We start from the raw sequence: 15,455 nt of genomic DNA, 5'->3' as shown, positions 1-15,455 counted from the left end.
CAAGAGGCCCGAAGGTCCCCCTCTTTGGTCTTGCGACGTTATGCGGTATTAGCTACCGTTTCCAGTAGTTATCCCCCTCCATCAGGCAGTTTCCCAGACATTACTCACCCGTCCGCCACTCGTCAGCAAAGCAGCAAGCTGCTTCCTGTTACCGTTCGACTTGCATGTGTTAGGCCTGCCGCCAGCGTTCAATCTGAGCCATGATCAAACTCTTCAATTTAAAAGTTTGATGCTCAATGAATTAAACTTCGTAATGAATTACGTGTTCACTCGTTGAGACTTGGTATTCATTTAGTGTCCGAGGACATTAAGAATCCATGTCACTTTGAGTGCCCACACAGATTGTCTGATAAATTGTTAAAGAGCAGTGCCGCTACGTTTTCGCTGCGGCGCGGGGTGTGCATATTACGCTTTCCCGCTTCAGAGTCAAGCGTTTATTTTGCTTTTCTCTGCTGACCCGGCGGCTTGCGTGCCGTTGTTCCGTGTCAGTGGAGGCGCATTATAGGGAGTTCTTCTGAAGTGACAAGAGGTAATTTAAAAAAAGTTTCTGACCGTGTTTTTTTTCACCAAAAGCGATGAGATCAAGCTACAAATTGTTCTAATTGATGTATCTGCAACCACAATCACCCCTGAGATGGCATAATTAGCCGCATCAATATTTAAGGAATAAAAGCGATGCCATTAAGCGCACAACAGCTGGCAGCTCAAAAAAACCTGTCCTATGTGCTGGCAGAAAAGCTGGCTCAGCTGATCTTAGCGGGTAAATATGCCCCAGGTAGCATCCTGCCCAGCGAGATGGAGCTGGGGGATCAGTTTGGTGTAAGCCGTACCGCCGTTCGCGAAGCGGTAAAAACATTAACGGCGAAAGGGATGGTGCTTCCACGCCCGCGCATTGGCACCCGCGTTATGCCTCAGGGGAACTGGAACTTTCTCGATCAGGAGTTACTCACCTGGTGGATGACCGAAGATAACTTTAATCAGGTCGTCGATCACTTTCTGGTCATGCGCAGCAGTCTTGAGCCTCAGGCCTGTCTGCTTGCCGCCACGCTCGGCACAGCAGAGCAAAAAGCGCAGCTCAATACTTTTATGGAAGAGATGGTGGATCTGAAAAAGCACTTTAACCGCGAGCGCTGGATAGAGGTCGATATGGCCTGGCATGAACATATCTATAATATGAGCGGAAATCCTTTCCTGACCTCCTTTGCTTCTTTATTCCATTCTGTGTACCACACTTACTTTGCCTCTATCACACAGGATGAGGTGGTGAAGCTGGATCTGCATCAGGCGATAGTCGATGCCATTCAGGAAAGCGACGGGCAGCGAGCCCTGAGTGCGTGCCAGGCGTTGCTGGCCGCGCCAACCCACCAGCAGGTAAATAAATGACAGAGAAAAAAGCACGCAGTATGGCCGGATTGCCGTGGATTGCAGCCATGGCGTTCTTTATGCAGGCACTGGATGCCACTATCCTCAATACCGCCCTTCCCGCAATAGCCCAAAGCCTTAACCGCTCCCCACTGGCGATGCAATCCGCCATCATCAGTTATACCCTGACGGTGGCGATGCTCATTCCGGTCAGCGGCTGGCTGGCCGATCGTTTCGGCACGCGCAAAGTGTTTATGCTGGCGGTGACGCTGTTCACCCTCGGTTCTCTGGCTTGCGCCCTCTCTACCTCTCTGACGGAACTGGTTATCTTCCGCGTTCTACAGGGGATAGGCGGCGCGATGATGATGCCCGTCGCGCGTCTGGCGTTATTGCGCGCCTATCCGCGCAGCGAACTGCTCCCGGTGCTCAACTTTGTGACTATGCCGGGGCTGGTCGGCCCGATACTTGGCCCGGTTCTCGGCGGCGTACTGGTGACCTGGGCAAGCTGGCACTGGATCTTCCTGATTAATATTCCGATTGGTGTGGCAGGGCTGATTTATGCCCGCAAATATATGCCGAACTTCACCACGCCAAGACGCAGCTTCGATATGGGCGGCTTCTTCCTGTTTGGCCTGAGCCTGGTCCTGTTCTCCAGCGGGATGGAGCTGTTTGGCGAGAAAATCGTAGCGACGTGGCTGGCGCTGGCCGTCATCCTCAGCGGTATTCTGCTGTTCCTTCTATATATACGTCATGCGCGTCGCCATCCGACACCGCTTATCTCTTTATCTCTGTTTAACACCCGAACATTTTCCGTCGGGATCGCGGGCAATATTGCCTCGCGTCTGGGCACGGGCTGCGTACCGTTCCTGATGCCGCTGATGCTCCAGGTCGGTTTCGGCTATCCGGCCCTGATTGCTGGCTGCATGATGGCGCCCACAGCGATGGGCTCCATTCTGGCAAAATCGACGGTCACGCAGGTGCTGCGCTGGTTTGGCTATCGTAAGACGCTGGTTGGCGTGACGATCTTTATCGGATTGATGATTGCGCAGTTCTCCCTGCAATCTGCGGCGTTACCAATCTGGATGCTGATCCTGCCGCTGTTTGTGCTGGGTATGGCCATGTCGACGCAGTTTACGTCGATGAACACCATCACCCTTGCGGACCTCACCGACGAGAATGCCAGCAGCGGCAACAGCGTACTGGCGGTCACTCAACAGCTGTCGATCAGCCTCGGGGTTGCCGTGAGCGCGGCGGTACTGCGGTTTTATGAAGGGTTCGAGGGAACTAATACCGTTGAGCAGTTCCACTATACCTTTATCACTATGGGCGCGCTTACCGTGGTATCGGCGGTGGTCTTTATGTTGTTAAAACCAAAAGACGGCCGGAACCTGATTAAAGAGCGTCATAAAGATAAGGCTAAACCGAACCGCGTTCCATCAGAACAGGAGTAAGCTGCAAACGTTGCTGTTGCAGCGTGGGCTGAGCCATGCGGTGGATCAACACGTCGATGGCCAGCTCACCCAGTTCATCCTTCGGCTGATGAATGGTGGTCAGCGGCGGCGTCATGTAGCGCGCCAGTTCGATATCATCATAACCGACGATCGCCATGTCGTCCGGAACACGTAATCCCGCCTGATACAGCGCCTGATAAGCTCCGAATGCCATCGCATCGTTACCGATAAACACCGCCTGCGGGCGCGGCTCTTGCGCCAGCAGTTTCTGCATTGCTTCAAATCCACCATTAAATTCGAAATCGCCGGTGATGCGATAGCCATCAGGAATGGCAAGCCCCGCCCGTTCCATGGCCGAAAGATAGCCTTCCAGACGCAAGCGCGCCGGGGTTTTATCCAGCGGGCCGGTAATACAGGCAATGCGGGTATGACCTTTATCTATCAGATGCTGGGTCGCCATATCGCCACCCAGCAGCGAGTTATCCTGGATCAGATCGCTGGTGCCGTCGAACGGTGCCCAGTCCATCATGACCGTAGGAATAGAAGGGTAGCGCTGGATAATCTCTTTCGAGGGTTGATGCGTTTCGGTACAGAGCAGCAGCAGCCCGTCGACGCGTTTTTGCATCAGCGTCTCCAGGTTTCGGTTCATGCGCTGCTCATCGCCTTCGGTATTGCACAGCACCAGGCTGTAGCCGCGCTCGAAGCAGCTGCGCTCCACGCCGCGCACCAGTTCAGAATAAAAAGGGTTGGTACTGGCGGTGATCAGCATGCCGATGGTGCGCGTCTGGTTAAGCTTCAGGCTGCGGGCCAGCGCAGACGGCGCATAGTTGAGTTCTTTAATTGCAGCGTCAACTTTCTCCCGAATCGCCTCGCTGACGAAGCGATCCTTATTGATAACGTGGGAGACAGTCGAGGTAGAAACGCCCGCCATACGGGCGACATCTTTCATTGTGGCCAAGCGTTACCCCTGCTGACTTAAGAATTCATCAATCTCTTTACGCCATGGAACAGAAGGCTGAGCGCCTTTACGCGTCACCGCAATCGCGGCGGCGGCATGCGCGAAGCGAATCGCGTCATCCATTGCTTTACCTTCCAGCAGCGCCGTTACCAGCGCACCGTTGAAGGTGTCACCTGCGGCGATGGTATCAATGGCTTTGACCTTAAAGCCCGGTACGCGACGGCCTTCGCCATTGACGCTAGCCCACACCCCACGGCTGCCGAGGGTGATGATCACGGTGCCGATGCCTTTATCATGCAGCGCAAGCGCGGCACGCGCGGCATCGTCATCATTTTCGACACGGATACCCGTCAGCTTTTCCGCTTCGGTTTCGTTCGGGGTGATGATATCCACCAGCGCCAGCAGCTCGTCTGATAATACACGGGCAGGCGCCGGGTTAAGTACGACAGACGTATGATTTTCATGCGCAATTTTCGCAGCGGCCAGCACGCTTTCAACCGGTGACTCCAGCTGCATCAGCAGGGCTTCCGCTCCGGCGATGATCCCACGCTGCGCTTCGACGCGTTCAGTCGTTAACGCGGCATTAGCCCCCGCATGAATACCGATGACATTCTCACCTTCCGCATTGACGAAAATCAGCGCCACGCCGGTAGATTCCCCTGCAACCACGCTGACGGGTGCGATGTCGATGTTGTCGCTTGCCAGCTGTTTGCGTACGCGCTCGCCGGTATCGTCATCACCCGTACAGGCGATAAACGCGATATTTGCCCCGCTGCGTCCGGCGGCAACTGCCTGGTTTGCACCCTTACCGCCGAACGCGACCTGATACTGATTGCCGGTGACGGTTTCGCCCGGAGTGGGGAACGTTTCAAGGTTAAGAATGTGATCGGCATTGATACTGCCAAGGACGACGAGGTTGCCTGCGGTTTTCATGTATTGAGGTGTCCATCTGAGAGCGCCACCGGTATTACCCGGTGGCGTATGCCACACTTTTCTTTTATTTGGTGTCCCTCAGGCAGCCAGCGACTGCCTGAATCGCCTTTACTGCTTAATGACCAGTTTCAGGTCAACAGGATATTTGGCCTGAACTTTTTCGCCCTTCAGCACTTTATCGGCAGTTTGCACGCCAGTCGCGCCAATCTGCTCAGGCAGCTGAGCGATGGTCGCAGCCAGTTTGCCATCATTTACTGCTTTTTCACCATCCGGCGTGCCGTCAAATCCGACAACCATCACATCTGATTTACCCGCAGTCTGGAGCGCACGCAGCGCACCGAGCGCCATTTCGTCGTTCTGTGCGAATACCGCCTGCACATCAGGATGCGCGGTTAGCAGGTTCTGCATGACGTTCAGGCCCTTTGTACGGTCGAAGTCTGCCGGCTGGCTCGCCAGCACGTTAAATTTGTGCGCCGCTACAGCCTGCTGGAAACCTTCACCACGTTCACGGGCCGCGGAAGTCCCGGCGATACCCTGCAACTCGATCACTTTCGCGCCTTCACCTGCTTTCTTCGCGATGTAGTCACCGGCGATTTTGCCGCCCAGTACGTTATCAGACGCAATATGGCTAACAACGTCGCCTTTGGTCGCCTGACGGTCCAGGGTGATTACCGGGATCTTCGCCTGGTTTGCCATCTTCACGGCGTTACCGACCGCGTCGGAATCGGTTGGGTTGATCAGCAGGATTTTGGTACCACGAACGGTTAAGTCCTGAACGTTAGCCAGCTCTTTCGCCGGGTTGTTCTGAGAATCCAGTACCACCAGGTTGTAACCCAGTTTGTCTGCTTCTTTCTGCGCGCCATCCTTCAGGGAGACGAAGAACGGGTTGTTCAGGGTAGAGACAACCAGCGCGATGGTGTCCTTCGCCATGGCGTTAGCACTTACGGTTGCGCTCAGCGCGACAGCAGAAACCAGGGTAGCCAGTTTTTTCATGTTCATATCTAAGATGTCCTGTAGTGTCGTCAGTTACTGTTTTTTGTTGTCTACCAGTACCGCCAGCAAAATCACCACTGCCTTAACGATCATCTGGTAATAGGAGGAAACACCTAACAAATTCAAGCCATTATTCAGGAAACCGAGGATCAGTGCGCCGATCAATGTCCCAACAATGCGACCTTTACCGCCCGCAAGGCTCGTACCACCCAGAACCACTGCCGCGATGGCATCCAGCTCATAGCCCGTACCCGCCGTTGGCTGCGCGGAAGAGAGGCGCGCCACTTCGATGATGCCCGCCAGAGATGCCAGCAGACCGCACAGGGAGTAAACGATAATTTTAACTTTGTTGACGCTAATACCGGACAGACGCGTTGCCGATTCGTTACCGCCCAGCGCATAAATATAACGACCCAGACGGGTATGATGCAGCATGTACCACGCCGCCAGGAAGACGATAGCCATGATCCAGACTGGCGTCGGGATACCCAGCGGGCGTCCGATACCAAACCAGCCAAACAGATCGGCGTTTTCGGTAAAGCCGGTATTCACCGGGCTACCGTTGGTGTACACCATGGTGACGCCGCGCAGCAGCAGCATCATCACCAGCGTGGCAATAAACGCCTGTACGCGGCCTTTTGCCACAATCACGCCGGTTACCGCGCCAATTGCCGCACCTGCCGCCAGCGCAGCAGCAACGGCCACCAGCGCGTTGACCTCAATACCGACAATCGACGCGGCAATCGCACCGGTGAGCGCCAGCAGGGAACCGACGGACAGATCGATACCCGAGGTCAAAATCACCAGCGTCATCCCCACCGCCATAATGGCGTTGACGGAGGTCTGCTGAAGAATGTTGAACAGGTTATTGACGGTAAAAAAGTTCGGGCTCATGGTCGAGACAATCGCGATCAGCACCAGCAGGGCAATCAGCGATTTTTGTTCCATCAGCCATGCCTTTGTGAAATAGCGGCGACCAGAAACAGCCTGGGTAGTCATCTTCTTACTCCTGATTCACGCGATTAAGCTTGCCCACAGCGGCAGCCATCAGAACTTCCTGGGTGGCCTGCTCGCGAGTGAATTCACCACCGAGATGCCCTTCATGCATGACGATAATGCGATCGCTCATGCCTAATACTTCTGGCATCTCGGAAGAGACCAGAATGATGCTCAGACCGTCGGCCTTGAATTGGTTAATCAGCTGATAGATCTCTTTTTTCGCGCCCACGTCAACGCCGCGAGTTGGCTCATCGAGGATCAGTACTTTCGGGCGCGTCATCAACCCGCGGGCAATCGCCACTTTCTGCTGATTACCGCCGGACAACAGGCCAATCGCCTGCTCCATCGATGGGGTTTTAACGTTAAAGAGACGGATAAAATCGCTGACCGCCTGCTGCTCATCTTTATGTTTCAGGCTGCCGCCGCTGCGGCTGAAATAGCGTAGCGCGGTCAGGGACATGTTCTCTTTTACCGACATGCCCAACACTAAGCCGTCACGCTTACGGTCTTCGGAGATATAGACAATGCCGTTCGCCAGGCCATCCTGCGGCGAGCGGGTGACCACCTCATGGCCGTCAAGGGTAACGTAGCCGCTGGTGCGCGGCAGTGCGCCATAGAGCACTTTCATCAGTTCGGTACGTCCCGCGCCCATCAGGCCCGCGACGCCAAGGATCTCGCCCTTGCGCAGGGTAAAGGAGACGTCATCCACACCCGGCCCGCAGAGGTTATCCACCTTCAGGCGGATCTCTCCTGGCGCTTTGTCCAGACGCGGATACTGGTCTTCGAGCTTACGTCCCACCATCATTTCAATCAGCGAATCTTCGGTCAGCGTGGCCACTTCACGCTCGGCAATGAACTGCCCGTCGCGGAAGACGGTGACGTCGTCGCAGATCTCGAAAATTTCTTTCATGCGGTGAGAGATATAGACAATGCCGCGCCCCTGGGATTTCAACTCACGGATCACGCGGAACAGGGATTCGGTTTCGGTATCGGTCAGGGCGTCGGTCGGTTCATCCATAATGATGACCTTCGACTCGAAGCTCAGCACCTTCGCGATCTCCACCATCTGCTGATCGCCGATGGAAAGGTCGCCCACCAGTCGGTCGCTCTTAAAGCGCAGATTCAGCTTCGCCAGCAGTTTGTCCGCTTCGGCATACATGGTTTTCCAGTCGATTTTGCCAAACCGGTTCACGAACTCACGGCCGAGGAAGATGTTCTCCGCAATGGTGAGCTGCGGGATCAGGTTCAGCTCCTGGTGGATGATGCCAATGCCCGCTTCCTGAGAGGATTTCGGGCCGTTGAAGGTGGTCTCTTTACCCAGCCACAGCAGCGAACCGGCATCGCGTTGATAGATCCCGGTCAGCACTTTCATCATGGTGGATTTGCCCGCGCCGTTTTCGCCCACCAGCGCCATTACGCGCCCGGAATAGACGTTCAGCGCCGCGCCAGAGAGGGCTTTAACGCCCGGGAACGACTTATCGATCCCTTTGAGTTGCAGTAATGCGTCCATGATGGCCTCAGAAGGTGACGCCAGCACAGAGAATGATATTCGCATACGGGGAACACTCCCCGCTGCGAATCACCGCCTGACTGTCTGCGGTTTGTTGTTTGAACTGCTCGTGCGTTGTGTAACGAATTTCTATGGTGTTTCCCTGGTGCTGTTGCAGTTGCTCAATGTGGCTGAGCAACGTTTCGTGGAGTTGCGGATTATGTTGTTTGATTTCCGCCGCGAGAATGGCCGCCTCAACCTGCATCTCCGCCGTCACGACTTCCAGTACCTGCATGAACGAGGGTACGCCCTGCGTTAACGCCATATCGATACGGGTTGTGCTGCGCGGAACCGGTAAGCCTGCATCGCAAACCACCAGCGTATCGGTATGCCCAAGACGGGAAATTACCGATGATATTTCTGAGTTGAGTACTGTGCCTTTCTTCATTTTTTGCTCCACTAGCGAAACGTTTCGCTAAAAACAGTGTAGCCGCAGAAGTGTTCAGAAAACCATCATGACGTAACGGATTTGTGATCGGCGTCGAAACGTTTCGCTAAGTGAAATGCAAAGGAGGTAAATGCAAAACGGTAACCGTCAGGTTACCGTTTTTTATGTTTGCGCCCTCTCCCTGTGGGCTGAGGGTTCCCCACAAATTAATGCGAGCACTGAGCAATCCCCTCGCCCCTCCGGGGAGAGGGTTAGGGTGAGGGGAACATACGGCGGTGGTGGTCATTCCGTTCACTTTATGTTCCTTGCTACTCTGTAACGACATGACCGGTGAACGTGCCAGGGTGGCTCAGTCGCCACCACCCTGGCGACCCGGGCTCCCGGCGGTAAATCGCCGCTTCGCGGTGCCCTCGGCTTATTCCTTCCGGCTTATCGGGTACGGGGGGAGGCAACGTCCCTGTAAAGCCGCCCTCTCGGCGCATCCCTGCGCCTCGCCCCGGCCGGAAGGCAAACGCCTCAGCGATTTACAGCCGGACCAGGGCATCGCTGACAGCCCTCAGTCATTTAGAAAGCAACTTTATTGCTTCTGCATAAAAAAATTACTGGGGATCCCTCAGCCCTGTGGGAGAGGGGCTGGGTGAGGGCATCAGGCCGCACTGAGAATTAAATCTCGACCTGCGTCCCCAGCTCAATCACGCGATTGGGCGGGATCTCAAACTGGTCAGGCGCACGCAGGGCGTTACGTTGCAGGATGAGATACAGCTTGCCGCGCAGGCGCAGATACCATGGGCGCTTGCCGATGATCAGCGACTCGTGGGACATAAAGAACGATGTCTCCATCATGCGGCAACTCAGCCCTTCCAGACCGCAGCGGTGGAATACCTCTTCCACGTTCGGCGTTTCGCGCCAGCCGTAGCTTGCCACCACGCGCCAGAAGGTTGGCGACAGCTGCTCAATCTGTACGCGTCGCACGTTGTGAACATACGGCGCATCTTCGGTACGCAGCGTCAGCAGGATCACGCGCTCGTGCAGCACTTTGTTGTGCTTAAGGTTATGCATCAGCGCAAACGGGATCACGTTCAGCGCACGAGACATATACACCGCCGTACCCGGCACACGCACCGGCGGGGATTTCTCCAGCGAGGCGATCATCGCCTCCAGAGAATTACCGTGCTCATGCATACGACGCAGCAGGCGGAAACGTTCGCTCTTCCACGTCGTCATCACGATGAACATCACCAGACCCAGCGTCAGCGGCAGCCAGCCACCGGAGACAATCTTATCGAGGTTCGCAGAGAACAGCGGTACGTCGATGCAGAGGAAGCCAACCAGGATCAGCCCCACGAGGAACTTATTCCAGTGCCAGTTACGGTACGCCACGGTGGTAGAGAGAATAGAGGTCAACACCATCGTTCCGGTCACCGCGATACCGTACGCCGCCGCCAGGTTACTGGAGTGCTCGAAGCTGACGATAACAATCACCACCGCGAAATAGAGCAGCCAGTTGACGAACGGAATGTAGATCTGACCTGACTCCATCTCAGAGGTATGGATAATGCGCATCGGCGAGAGATACCCCAGACGCACGGCCTGACGCGTCAGGGAGAATACGCCGGAAATGACAGCCTGAGAGGCAATGACCGTCGCCAGCGTCGCCAGGATCAGCATCGGAACCAGCGCCCAGTCCGGCGCCAGCAGGAAGAACGGGTTTTTAATCGCTTCAGGATGGGCAAGCAGCAGCGCGCCCTGGCCGAAGTAATTCAGCACCAGTGAAGGCAGAACAACGCTAAACCAGGCGACGCGAATTGGGAGTTTCCCGAAGTGGCCCATATCTGCATACAGCGCTTCAACACCGGTAATGGAAAGCACTACCGCGCCCAGCGCCACAAACGACACCACTTTATATTCCAGGAAGAAATGCACCGCCCACATTGGGTTCAGCGCGTGCAGGACATCCGGGTTGGCGATAATACTGCGTAAGCCCAGCGCCGCCAGGATCAGGAACCAGGCCAGCATAATAGGCGCGAACAGCTTACCCACCAGCCCGGTACCGTGTTTTTGTATAGCAAACAGCAACGTCAGCACGATAATAGCGAGTGGCACCACCCACGTATCAAGCTGTGGCGCGACAATCTCCAGCCCCTCTATGGCCGACATCACCGAAATCGCTGGCGTAATCACGACTTCCCCATAGAAGAAGCTGCCGCCAATCAGGCCAATGATGACCAGCACGGAGGTCATTCTTGCAGATGTATTGCGCCCAGCAAGGGACATCAGGGTCAGAATACCGCCCTCGCCCGCGTTATCAGCCCGCATAACGAAAGAGAGATACTTAAGGGAGACCACCAGGATCAGCAGCCAGAAGATGAGCGAGAGGAAACCAAATACGGCGTCACGCTCTACACCAAAACCAAACTGACCGGACAAACATTCACGAAGCGTATAAAGCGGGCTGGTGCCGATATCACCGTAGACAACCCCGATCGCTGCAAGCGTTACTGCGGGTAATGATTGCTTATTATCAGTGCTCATAGACTAGTCTTTTCGTTTGAATAACAAATGTGTGCTTAGTCCCTTGGCCCACAAAAAGCGCACAGTATGCACGATTCAATGCAAAATCGTACCCCTAAATGCAGCCGCATTAATGTAGCGCAAAGAAAATAGCGCCGCACTTCAGCCTATTACCAGGCCAGACCGAAACGTCTATACTCGCTTCAATTAGCCGCCACGACGGCGAAAGGATGCAAAACTATTATGGCTCACTCACATTTATTAGCAGAAAGAATTTCCCGCCTCAGCAGTGCGCTGGAGAAAGGCCTTTACGAGCGTAGCCACGCCATTCGCCTCTGTTTACTGGCGGCGCTGAGCGGGGAAAGCGTGTTTCTGCTGGGTCCGCCGGGCATTGCCAAAAGTCTGATCGCACGCCGCCTCAAATTCGCTTTCCAGAACGCTCGTGCATTCGAGTATTTGATGACGCGTTTCTCCACGCCGGAAGAAGTTTTCGGCCCGCTCTCCATTCAGGCGTTAAAAGACGAGGGACGCTATGAACGTCTGACGGCGGGCTATCTCCCGGAAGCGGAAATCGTCTTTCTTGATGAGATCTGGAAAGCCGGCCCGGCCATTCTGAATACCCTGCTGACGGCAATCAACGAACGCCGCTTCCGCAACGGCGCGAGCGAAGAGAAGATCCCCATGCGGTTGCTGGTGGCCGCGTCTAACGAACTTCCCGAAGCCGACAGCAGCCTGGAAGCACTGTATGACCGCATGCTGATCCGCCTGTGGCTGGATAAAGTCCAGGACAAATCGAACTTCCGCTCAATGCTGGTAAGCCAGCAGGACGAAAACGAAAATCCGGTGGCACCATCATTACAGGTCACGGACGAAGAGTATGACCAGTGGCAGGAAGAGATAGGCAAAATTAAGCTGCCCGATGCCGTCTTTGAGCTGATCTTCATGCTGCGCCAGCAGCTTGATTTATTGCCCTCCGCGCCGTACGTCTCCGACCGTCGCTGGAAAAAAGCCATTCGTCTGCTTCAGGCAAGCGCCCTGTTCAGCGGCCGCGATGCTGTCGCCCCCATCGATCTGATCCTGCTGAAAGACTGTCTGTGGCACGACGCAGAAGGGATGAATCTGATGCAGCAGCAGCTGGACGTTTTGATGACCGGGCACGCGTGGGGTCAGCAATCCATGCTTAATCAACTGGGGGCGATTGCCCAACGTCGTCTTCAGCTTCAGCAGCAGCAAAGTGACAAAACCGCGCTGAAGGTGAACCGTCTTGGCGGGATGTTTGCCCGTAAACCGCACTATGAACTGCCAGCCGAGCTGACTGACGCCTCGCTCACGCTTCTTCTTCAGCAGCCGCTAAAGCTTCATGATATGCAGGTGGTGCACGTGACGATCGAACGCGTTGCGCTGGTTCAGTGGCTGGATAAGGGCGGCGAGATCCGCGGTAAACTCAACGGTATCGGCTTTGCACAGCCGCTGTCGATGGAAGTCGACAGCAGCCAGCACCTTGTGATCCGCGACGTCAGCCTTCAGGGATCGCGCCTGGCGCTGCCGGGCACGGCCTCTGACAGTCTTCCGGAGGAGATCAAACAGCAGCTCGAAGCGCTGGATAACGAATGGCATCAGCAGCACACGCGCTTCAGCGAGCAGCAGAAATGCCTCTTTATCCATAGCGACTGGTTAGGTCGCATTGAAGCCAGCTTGCAGGATGTCAGCGCGCAGATTAAACAGGCGCGTCAATGCTAACGCTGGACACGCTTAACGTCATGCTGGCGGTTAGCGAGGAAGGGTTGATCGAAGAGGTCGTCATTACCCTGCTCGCTTCACCGCAGCTGGCGGCCTTCTTTGAAAAATTTCCGAAGCTCAGAAAAGCAATGACGGACGATCTTCCCCGCTGGCGCGATAACCTGCGCCAGCGGTTTAAGGAGACGGAAGTCCCGCCGGAACTGACAGAGGAAGTGGCTGGTTACCAGCAGTGCCAGCGGCTTTCAACGCCGCAGTTTATTGCCCAGCTACAGCAAACCCTGACGCTGCTAGATAACGTTCACTCCCCGTTTGCCAGCCAGGCCAGAGCGCTGGTCACGGACAACCCCAGCTTTACTCCCGCCCTGCATACGCTGTTTTTACAGCGCTGGCGGCTCAGTCTTGTCGTTCAGGCCACCTCTCTCAACCAGCAGTTGCTGGACGAAGAGCGCGAACAGCTGTTAAGCGAAGTTCAGGAGCGGATGACGTTAAGCGGCCAGCTAGAACAGGTGCTGGTGGAGAATGAAAACGCCGCCGGTCGACTCTGGGATATGAGTGCCGGTCAGTTAAAACGTGGCGATTATCAGTTGATCGTGAAGTACGGCGACTTTCTGGCACAACAGCCGGAGCTGATGAAGCTTGCAGAACAGCTTGGTCGTTCCCGGGAGGCCAGGTCAATTCCAAAGAAAGATGCGCCGATGGAAACCTTCCGTACGCTGGTACGCGAGCCCTCCACCGTACCGGAGCAGGTGGACGGCTTACAGCAAAGCGATGATATCCTGCGCCTGTTGCCTACGGAACTCAGCACGCTGGGAATGACCGAACTGGAGTATGAGTTTTATCGTCGGCTGGTGGAAAAACAGCTTCTTACCTATCGGTTGCATGGCGAAGCCTGGCGCGAAAAAATCAGCCAGCGCCCGGTGGTGCATCAGGACTTTGATGAGCAACCGCGCGGTCCATTCATTGTTTGCGTAGATACGTCCGGATCGATGGGGGGATTTAACGAGCAGTGTGCAAAAGCGTTCTGCCTGGCTCTGATGCGCGTGGCGCTCGCCGATCGTCGTCGCTGCTACATCATGTTATTTTCCAGCGAAGTGGTGGGGTATGAACTGACCAGCCCACAGGGGCTGGAGCAGGCGATCCGCTTTTTAAGCCAGCGCTTTCGCGGCGGCACCGATCTGGCCAGCTGTTTTCGCAGCATCATTGAGCGCATGCAGGGCGGAGACTGGTACGACGCGGATGCGGTGGTGATTTCCGATTTTATTGCCCAGCGGCTGCCGGACGACGTCGTGAATAAAGTGAAGGAGATGCAGCGCGTGCACCAGCACCGTTTCCATGCCGTGGCGATGTCTGCACATGGAAAACCCGGCATCATGCGCATCTTCGATCACATCTGGCGCTTTGATACCGGGTTGCGTAGCCGCCTGCTCAGACGCTGGCGACGTTAATTAAAGAAGAGAACCGACGCTCTCACGTACCTGCTGCGGCCAGACCCCACACTGTACCTGACCGATATGGGACAGTTGCAACAGCAGCATGGTCAGACGAGACTGGCCAATACCACCGCCGATGGTCTGCGGCATTTCACCGCGCAGCAGCGCCTGGTGCCATTCCAGTTGCAGACGATCTTCATCACCGGTCACGGCCAGCTGACGCTTCAGTGCTTCAGCATCCACGCGGATCCCCATCGAAGAGAGTTCAAACGCATCTTCCAGAACCGGGTTCCAGACCAGAATATCGCCGTTCAGACCGGCATATTCGCTCTCGCCCACGGTGCTCCAGTCATCGTAATCCGGCGCACGGACGTCGTGACGTTTACCATCAGACAATTTCCCGCCAATGCCGATCAGGAATACCGCGCCCAGCTCTTTGGCGATCGCGCGTTCACGGCCTTTGGCATCCAGATCCGGGAAACGGCTCAGCAACTCCTGACTGTGAACAAAGTGGATCGTTTCCGGCAGGAACGGTGCCAGACCAAACTCTTTGCTCACGGCCGCTTCGGTCGCTTTGATCCCGGCGTAGATCGCCTCAACGGTAGATTTCAGCGTACCGACGTGACGCTCGCCGTCACCCATTACGCGCTCCCAGTCCCACTGGTCAACGTAGACAGAGTGAATGGGGGACAGGCGGTCTTCATCGGGGCGAAGGGCTTTCATATGCGTGTAAAGCCCTTCGCCCGCGCTGAAGTCGTGTTGTCCCAGGGTTTGACGCTTCCACTTCGCCAGGGAGTGAACCACTTCGAACTGGGCGTCTGGCAGTGTTTTCACTTTTACCTGTACCGCTTTTTCGCAACCAGACAAGTTATCCTGCGTCCCGTCACCCACGCGGCTCAGAATCGGCGCCTGCACTTCAATAAGGCCAAGCTTCTCTTCCAGCTGGCGAGAAAAATGGGATTTAACGAAACTGATCTGGCGTTGTTTTGCGATGTAAGCGGTTTTCATTATTTATACTCCTGCGTCCTGTTGATACTGATTAAGCAACAGAACAGGCGCTTAATTCAATAACCCATCAACAAAAAGCCACCTTCACTTTTGATTCGTTAAAATAAGACGCTAGAATAGAAGGAATCATTAA

The 15,455-nt window shown here is 55.4% G+C and carries 12 protein-coding genes and 1 rRNA gene; 4 read left to right on the top strand and 9 right to left on the bottom strand.

The window, feature by feature from the left end; translation table 11 throughout:
- Window positions 1–220: ribosomal RNA gene (locus ACOTXC_RS17050) — 16S ribosomal RNA — on the bottom strand; the annotation flags it as partial.
- A 455-nt stretch (window positions 221–675) separates the two neighbouring features.
- Between ACOTXC_RS17050 and ACOTXC_RS17045 the strand changes: the two genes are divergently transcribed.
- Together ACOTXC_RS17045 and mdtD are read left to right on the top strand one after the other, a co-directional pair.
- Window positions 676–1,383 carry a FadR/GntR family transcriptional regulator gene (locus tag ACOTXC_RS17045; protein ID WP_023298937.1) on the top strand — a complete coding sequence of 236 codons (708 nt, stop codon included), beginning with the start codon at window positions 676–678 and terminating at the stop codon, window positions 1,381–1,383.
- Window positions 1,380–2,813 (top strand): multidrug transporter subunit MdtD, encoded by a 1,434-nt coding sequence (gene mdtD, locus ACOTXC_RS17040; RefSeq protein WP_126490814.1) that lies wholly within the window; start codon window positions 1,380–1,382, stop codon window positions 2,811–2,813. Before ACOTXC_RS17045 ends, mdtD begins: the two co-directional genes overlap by 4 nt.
- On the opposite strand, the gene rbsR is transcribed toward mdtD, so the two are convergent.
- The 7 genes from rbsR to kup all read right to left on the bottom strand — a co-directional run bounded on the left by rbsR (window position 2,779) and on the right by kup (window position 11,165).
- A complete protein-coding gene (gene rbsR, locus ACOTXC_RS17035) occupies window positions 2,779–3,771 on the bottom strand; it encodes a ribose operon transcriptional repressor RbsR (RefSeq protein ID WP_072202236.1) in 993 nt (330 codons plus the stop codon). The genes mdtD and rbsR overlap by 35 nt on opposite strands.
- A gap of 3 nt (window positions 3,772–3,774) precedes the next feature.
- Entirely contained in the window at window positions 3,775–4,704 is a 930-nt protein-coding gene (gene rbsK / locus ACOTXC_RS17030; RefSeq protein WP_003862399.1) for a ribokinase, read from the bottom strand.
- A gap of 108 nt (window positions 4,705–4,812) precedes the next feature.
- Complete coding sequence (gene rbsB / locus ACOTXC_RS17025; protein WP_003862397.1) at window positions 4,813–5,703, bottom strand: ribose ABC transporter substrate-binding protein RbsB; 891 nt, start codon at window positions 5,701–5,703, stop codon at window positions 4,813–4,815.
- Between the two features lie 27 nt (window positions 5,704–5,730).
- Complete coding sequence (rbsC, locus tag ACOTXC_RS17020) at window positions 5,731–6,696, bottom strand: ribose ABC transporter permease (protein ID WP_022649866.1); 966 nt, start codon at window positions 6,694–6,696, stop codon at window positions 5,731–5,733.
- Window positions 6,697–6,700: 4 nt separating this feature from the next.
- Entirely contained in the window at window positions 6,701–8,206 is a 1,506-nt protein-coding gene (rbsA, locus tag ACOTXC_RS17015) for a ribose ABC transporter ATP-binding protein RbsA (protein ID WP_022649867.1), read from the bottom strand.
- Window positions 8,207–8,213: 7 nt separating this feature from the next.
- Entirely contained in the window at window positions 8,214–8,633 is a 420-nt protein-coding gene (gene rbsD, locus ACOTXC_RS17010) for a D-ribose pyranase (RefSeq protein ID WP_003862392.1), read from the bottom strand.
- A gap of 663 nt (window positions 8,634–9,296) precedes the next feature.
- Entirely contained in the window at window positions 9,297–11,165 is a 1,869-nt protein-coding gene (gene kup / locus ACOTXC_RS17005; protein ID WP_006808744.1) for a low affinity potassium transporter Kup, read from the bottom strand.
- A gap of 222 nt (window positions 11,166–11,387) precedes the next feature.
- Between kup and ravA the strand changes: the two genes are divergently transcribed.
- Together ravA and viaA are read left to right on the top strand one after the other, a co-directional pair.
- Window positions 11,388–12,884, top strand: coding sequence for an ATPase RavA (ravA, locus tag ACOTXC_RS17000; RefSeq protein ID WP_022649869.1), 1,497 nt, complete (start codon window positions 11,388–11,390; stop codon window positions 12,882–12,884).
- Window positions 12,878–14,329, top strand: a complete 1,452-nt coding sequence (gene viaA / locus ACOTXC_RS16995; protein WP_022649870.1) for an ATPase RavA stimulator ViaA — start codon at window positions 12,878–12,880, stop codon at window positions 14,327–14,329. Before ravA ends, viaA begins: the two co-directional genes overlap by 7 nt.
- Here the strand turns inward: viaA and asnA are convergent, their stop codons facing one another.
- Window positions 14,330–15,322, bottom strand: coding sequence for an aspartate--ammonia ligase (asnA, locus tag ACOTXC_RS16990; RefSeq protein ID WP_003862385.1), 993 nt, complete (start codon window positions 15,320–15,322; stop codon window positions 14,330–14,332). It abuts the gene before it with no gap.
- Window positions 15,323–15,455: the final 133 nt, after the last annotated feature.

The sequence above is a fragment of the Enterobacter cloacae complex sp. IR5428 genome (assembly GCF_049238585.1).
GTDB classification, from domain to species: Bacteria; Pseudomonadota; Gammaproteobacteria; order Enterobacterales; family Enterobacteriaceae; genus Enterobacter; species Enterobacter intestinihominis.
This window is presented reverse-complemented; position numbering and strand designations above follow the sequence as displayed.